Annotated in this window: 6 protein-coding genes; 2 read left to right on the forward strand and 4 right to left on the reverse strand. The window is 43.7% G+C overall.

Annotation, left to right across the window (positions count from 1 at the left end):
- Positions 1-13: 13 nt before the first annotated feature.
- The 3 genes from K2Q13_RS11350 to K2Q13_RS11360 all read right to left on the reverse strand — a co-directional run bounded on the left by K2Q13_RS11350 (position 14) and on the right by K2Q13_RS11360 (position 3,448).
- The gene (locus K2Q13_RS11350) at positions 14-526 is read right to left on the reverse strand and encodes a dTDP-4-dehydrorhamnose 3,5-epimerase family protein (protein ID WP_292921223.1); all 513 of its coding nucleotides are present in this window, start codon (positions 524-526) and stop codon (positions 14-16) included.
- A gap of 207 nt (positions 527-733) precedes the next feature.
- Positions 734-2,803, reverse strand: a complete 2,070-nt coding sequence (locus K2Q13_RS11355) for a TonB-dependent receptor (RefSeq protein ID WP_292921225.1) — start codon at positions 2,801-2,803, stop codon at positions 734-736.
- 171 nt (positions 2,804-2,974) lie between these two features.
- The gene (locus K2Q13_RS11360) at positions 2,975-3,448 is read right to left on the reverse strand and encodes a PepSY domain-containing protein (protein WP_292921226.1); all 474 of its coding nucleotides are present in this window, start codon (positions 3,446-3,448) and stop codon (positions 2,975-2,977) included.
- A gap of 346 nt (positions 3,449-3,794) precedes the next feature.
- Between K2Q13_RS11360 and K2Q13_RS11365 the strand changes: the two genes are divergently transcribed.
- Positions 3,795-4,586, forward strand: coding sequence for a hypothetical protein (locus K2Q13_RS11365; RefSeq protein WP_292921227.1), 792 nt, complete (start codon positions 3,795-3,797; stop codon positions 4,584-4,586).
- Between the two features lie 530 nt (positions 4,587-5,116).
- Positions 5,117-5,608: a hypothetical protein gene (locus K2Q13_RS11370; RefSeq protein WP_292921228.1), complete on the forward strand. Its 492-nt coding sequence runs from the start codon at positions 5,117-5,119 to the stop codon at positions 5,606-5,608.
- Between the two features lie 176 nt (positions 5,609-5,784).
- Here the strand turns inward: K2Q13_RS11370 and K2Q13_RS11375 are convergent.
- Positions 5,785-6,000: hypothetical protein (locus tag K2Q13_RS11375; protein ID WP_292921229.1), on the reverse strand; the 216-nt coding region annotated here is incomplete at its 5' end.

A 6,000-nucleotide genomic window follows, 5' to 3' on the forward strand; every position in this document is an offset into this window, starting at 1 on the left:
GCTTACTTATAACTTACTTGAATTGATAAGGGATTTTGTCGGTGTCAGATGGTAAGCGCCATTCATCCGGACCAGAATAAAGATAAGGATTATTAAAATAATTAATAAAACTACTTTCGAAATTTTCCAAATTCTGTAAACCATGCCAAATACCAGGCGGAATAGTGATTAATGTAGGCCTCATACGACTCAGATGAAAGACGTTAATTTGACCTCTTGTCGCTGAATCAGCGCGATCATCATACAGAACCAATTTTATTGTCCCATTAATCACGAAGATAGTATCAATTTGCGATTCATGCGCATGCCAAGCACTGATGGCACCGGTTCGCAGTATGGCGTGAATCATATGCCGTATCTGATCGGGGCCTACGTCCCATTCCGGACGATAAAGCTCTGTGGTGATGCCGTTGGGCGTGATGATATTGGGTACTTCATATTTTTTCACTCCTGTCAGCAGAACATTTGTCGATTCACCCTCTGAGGTTACCGTTTGTTGATCTTTGATTGCGTCTTCTATGAGCATGATTTAATCTCCTGCAGCTTTGTCGATAGCGAAATTGGATTGCGGGTAGTGGACGAGACGGGATACAGCAATATAATTATTATTTTCTAAACGCTCTAATTATACTTGATACTTAAATGTTAAGTATCAAGTGGTCACAAGAACCGAAGTATAGCAAATTGAGAATAGTTACATTTCAGGAAAAGAGCTAGTAAAACATGATATTTACTAAAACACGACAACACGCATTCGTATTCCACCAAATAGATTGAGCGGTGGCCCCGGCTCGTAATAGCGGCCGAGCGCCGCATTGACTCGTGTGTTCGCGTTATATTGCGCATCAAACAGGTTATTGACACCGAGAAACACCGAACCTTCGATCCAGTTTCGTCTCAATTCCCAGCCGAAGAGTAATTGTCCTAAATTATAGGCCGGGTTGGTCGCGGTATTAAGGTCGTTAACATAAAACCCACCAACACGGTGCACATGCAATTGTCCAAAGAAACCAAACGGATGTGAATAGCGCAGCAATCCTTCCCATCGGTGCATAGGGATACCGGGAAAAACGTTGCCTTTCAGACTGATGTCATTAACTACGTATTTTTCGAATGCAAAATCAGAGAATGTGTAACTGACTTCGCCTCGGAAGCCTTTCCATTCTGGCGTGGCAAGACGTGTTTCCACGCCGACACGTCGTGATTGGCCGGCATTGCGGAAAAATGCTCGGCCCGGTGATGTCGCCAGCTCGAACGGTGTGATTTCGTCCCAGGTGCGAATAAAGAATACTGCAGCATCGTACTGAAACCCTGCGGAATTACCGCGAAAACCGAGTTCGCTGCTGAGCGATGTTTGCGCGTTTAAATTCGGATTGAATCCACCTCTTCCAGCAGGGTTGTTCAGTAGTTCAGTCGTGGTCGGCGCTTCAAAAACGGATGCAACATGCGCATAAAGTTGCTGCTGATCGGTGGGATGATACACCAGCCCAGCAGAACCACTACCTTGCGATACTGCCCGCGAACCGGATTCATTGCCATCACTTTTAAATTGATCTTTGACTTGATAATGCAACCAATCCCAACGACCGCCGAGCACCAAATCGAGCTTATCGGCAACATTCCATTCATTGCGCACAAATGGTCCAACGCTTTGCACGCGCTCAATTTGACTTAAATTCAGTGCGCTGCGCACACCAAAGTTGTTATTGAAGCGCTGCCGATCATCATTTTGTATGCCGTAGTCGACACCAACCAAAAAACGATTAGGGCGGTTGAACAAATCATGATCATTGACAAATTGCATCATCAATCCGCCCACTAAGCGATCAAACTGAACCTGCCCGCCATCGAAAAAAGGTTGACGGCTTTGGAAGTCACGGTGCTGCATGTGCGCCGTCACAGTAAATTCTTTTCCGGCAGAAGGTCTTTGGCGAAACCGTATGCCCATTTCCTCCTGTCGAATTTCCTCGCCAGCGTTATACTGCACGTTGCGTGCCGAGGCCTGTCGTGGATTGGCCTGCATCTCCGTACTAGTCAAGGCACCTGGATCCTTGGATAGCGGGGAATAAAGCTCCCGGAATACCAGCATCAGATCGGAATTCATGCTGGTTTGGAAATTCAACTTAGCCTGCGAAAACGTATTTTGCATCGCGCTATGATTGCGCCAGCCATCTTGCTGCAAGTGAGAACCATACAGACTATAGCCGAAATTCCCGCTGCGCCCACCCATGAACAACTCAGATTTCAGGTAACCGTATTGTCCGAACACTTGGCGTGGCATCACCACGAATTTCTCTGGTGGTGCTTCGCGCGTGGTGATATCGATCAAGCCACCGGAAGCATTGCCATACAACGCAGCCGATGGTCCACGCACAATATCCATGCGTTCGATTAACGAAGGGTCGATTGAATCCAACTGCGTTTGCCCGTCCGGCAACGTCTGTGGAATTCCATCTACGCGCATCTGAATTCCGCGCACACCAAACGGCGAACGCGCGCCAAATCCACGAATGGCAATGCGCACATCCTGCGCAAAATTAAACTGATTCTGAAAGAAAACTCCCGGAGTGCCGCGCGCAAACTCATCTAAAGTCGCACCCGGTTGAAAGCCCTGCTGCGAATCACGTTTGATCTGCGTAATGCTATTGGGAATCTGCGAAGGTGGGCGTTCGCTGCGAGTGGCAGTAATGTTAATCGAATCCAGGATAACAGATTGAATCTTTTTAGGTTCTTGTGCCAGACTGGCAGTCGCGAATAACCATAAAATGCACAGAGTAGCTAAAAAACCAAGAAGATATTGCATTCGTGAAAACAACTAAGACAAAAAACGTGAGTGACAAGAACGATGATAAAAATCACATAGGCGCATTTGGAAATACTCTCGAGAACACTTGACGGGTCATCATTCGGTTCATTTTATTTATCACTACTAATGTAACGATCGATTGATTCCTCATGCATAACCCGGCTGGATTTAATCCTGCTCTGTTTTCAAAATTGTTCCTAAAGTATCCATGTGAAGTTCAAACTTCTTTCCTTCTGATTTGATTTCCACCTCATAGCCAGTAACTGTTCCATCGGGCTTCATCACTTTCTCAGCTTCTTCGATCGTGGCGTTTGGGTATACCTTGGCAATGGCCTGGATTACAGGTTCAGGCAGTGCTTTGACATCAATGGATTCTTCCTTCTGCAGAACTTCCCCCTCGGCGTCATACAAAATTTCGTACTCTCGGTCATTTTCTTTATATTCAATTTCATACACGGCTTTACCTTCGATCATTCCTTGCTCAAATTCTACTTCTTTAGCATTGGGATGAGCTTTTTCAAAAGCTTCGAGTACTGCTTTAGGTACTTGATCTTTACTCACTTCTTTTTCACTGGCATGTGCTTGACTTAATGCTATCAATAGGGTCACTAGTATCGTTGTAATCCAAAATTGCTTTTTCATAAGACCTCCTTTGGTCGAAATCAAATATGTACTGATTAGAATCAATCGATTTGATCACATTTTCTGAATCTGATCAAAAGACCTTAACGGAAAAATTCCGCTACCTTCTGTCTACTCTTTAGCAAAATAATTGTCAATATTTCAAAGTATGCGAGGTGTAAACGTTTTTGGTAATAATGAGGTTAGGGGGATTTTTGTACAACGAATGCGATCCCAGTAGTTTCTGCGATTGATCCCTCGGAATTTGAGCGTTATCATGCGGGATCAAAAAAGCAATAGAGATTTGCAAACCCAAGATCGAAGCGCAATATTAGACAACAATAAACGAATCGCTTAGCCTACTAAAGTGGATAGTTATCACGAAACGCCTAAAAACCGCTTTATCCTGCTCGGAGCGAGCAACCTTACCCTGTCGCTACGTTTGACTATTCACTTAATGCAACAGCGATTTGGCGGGCCAAGCGAAGTGCTTACGGCGCTTGGGCATGGACGTGCGTATGGGACGTTCACCCAAGTATTGTGGCGCGGTTTGCCGGGGATTTCGGATTGCGAGTTGTGGCGACAGTTGGATTTGACTGAGACACACCCGACTTATGCGCTGTTAACTGATATCGGTAATGATATTTTGTATGGATTGCCACCAGAACAGATATTGCGAACGTTGGAATGGTGCATCAATCAGCTACAGAAACACGCGGCGCAGATTGTGGTGACTAATCTACCGATGGCTTCGATTGAAAGTTTATCCGAGCGGCGGTACATTTTTTTTCGTAATATTTTTTACCCATCCTGTCAGTTATCTAAAGATGAAACTATTAGCCGTGCGCAAGTAGTGTATCGCGGATTGCTGGAAATGGCGGCACAACGGCATTTTAAACTGTATGAACAGGGTTCGGATTGGTTTGGTCTGGACGGCATTCATGTGAATTATTGGCAGCGGAAAGCGTATTATCAGGATATCCTGAGTCAGTTTCCTGATTCTAGCAAGAAACCTGAAGCCGTGGGGGATAAGCAGGAATTTTTGCTAACCTGGCAGCGACGACCTGAATTTGCTTATAAAACTGTATTGGGGCGCACTTCTCATTGTCCACAACCCAGCGGGCAACTGCCAGACGGATCGCTTGTCTGTAAGTGCTAAGTGATAGTCGTTGACGTAAGATAGTCTTAGTCACGATGCATACTGTTACTTACTAAAAACAGTTTGCAAACCCTTCAAGGAAATATTATCGATGTTATCTCAGGATGCTTATGGGTCAGGAATCGCCGATTGTGTTGTGATGCAAACATATTTGTTGTAATTACAACACGCCCCATTTAAATATTGGCACGGATGTGGTGATGCTTTCATTTGCCACGGGTAAGTTATTACCGTTAATAATTCAATGAGATAATTTGTCACGATACCTAAAAAAGATAGGTTTTTAAGCGTCCGAGAAATAAAGCACCCCGCCGCAAGCAGCGAGGTATTAAAAGCGCTCTTCAGACTGCTGGTTTTCAACCAGCCTTCGCCCCAAGGGGCGAGGAATTAAACCCGGAAGAGATTAAATAATGTATTAAAGGGCATACATCCGCTTATTATCTGCTTAGCTATATATATTATTATGGTCAAATTGATTCTGCTCAATTTAGTATTAGGAAAAATCTTCAATTAGATTAGAGGGAAATCAAATGAAAACAGATAAACAAGTAGGAACAGAATGCTATTCAGTATTCAATCATTTGCAACGTCTCACTGATTCACACATTCCAGAGTTAGATTCTAAAACCGTCGTTCATATTCCTGAAAATTCATTCCATATCCATACAGTTACTTTCCTACACAATATGCGGTTAGCTGCGCTTGAAAACAATTTCGCCAATCTATTAGCAAACTGTTATTTGGAATCTGCAGATTTTGAACAATTTAAACGATTAACGCCTTTTTTATGTTCTGCCAGTCATTTATTGTGTAGCAGCACGTTGAATCCTTTCCATCAAGTAGATGAAGATAAAGTGCTAGATTTTTTCATGCGCTATGCTGCTAATTTTTCAATGGAAGAAAATATCGCTGAATTTATCCAATTTAAAGTAATTCCGTACATGCACAACTTTAATATACGTAATGAAAATACTAATTTTATGCCTAAGAATCATCGATCGGCAAATCAGCTGCTCCATTGATTTAAAATTTCATCCTAACTATAAGAGAATCGCGCCGATAGCGAGCGTGAAGGACGCTTCTTTTCGCACTGCAGGCAGGTTATGTAGAACATGAAGTAAGCTTTGTTTTGCATTGCATACGCTGTCGTTGACATGCAGATATAATTCTTCGTATTTGACGATCTTCTACAGCCGCTCTATAAATCCGTTGTCACGCCAGCTACCCTTGGCCATCTGCGCTGATCTGGATACCCACTGGTCTGTGAAATTGAATTCGTTCGCGTCACCAATGGCAACGCATCCAGAAACATCATCAACTCAATTAAAGCATTAGCGAGAGGTGGCCGCACTTGATTGGACAGTTTTACCCATATCTTAAGTGGAAATCTCGCGTTAATGCCTACGCTGTATTT

This window comes from Nitrosomonas sp. (assembly GCF_019752095.1).
In the GTDB taxonomy this organism is placed as follows: Bacteria; Pseudomonadota; Gammaproteobacteria; order Burkholderiales; family Nitrosomonadaceae; genus Nitrosomonas.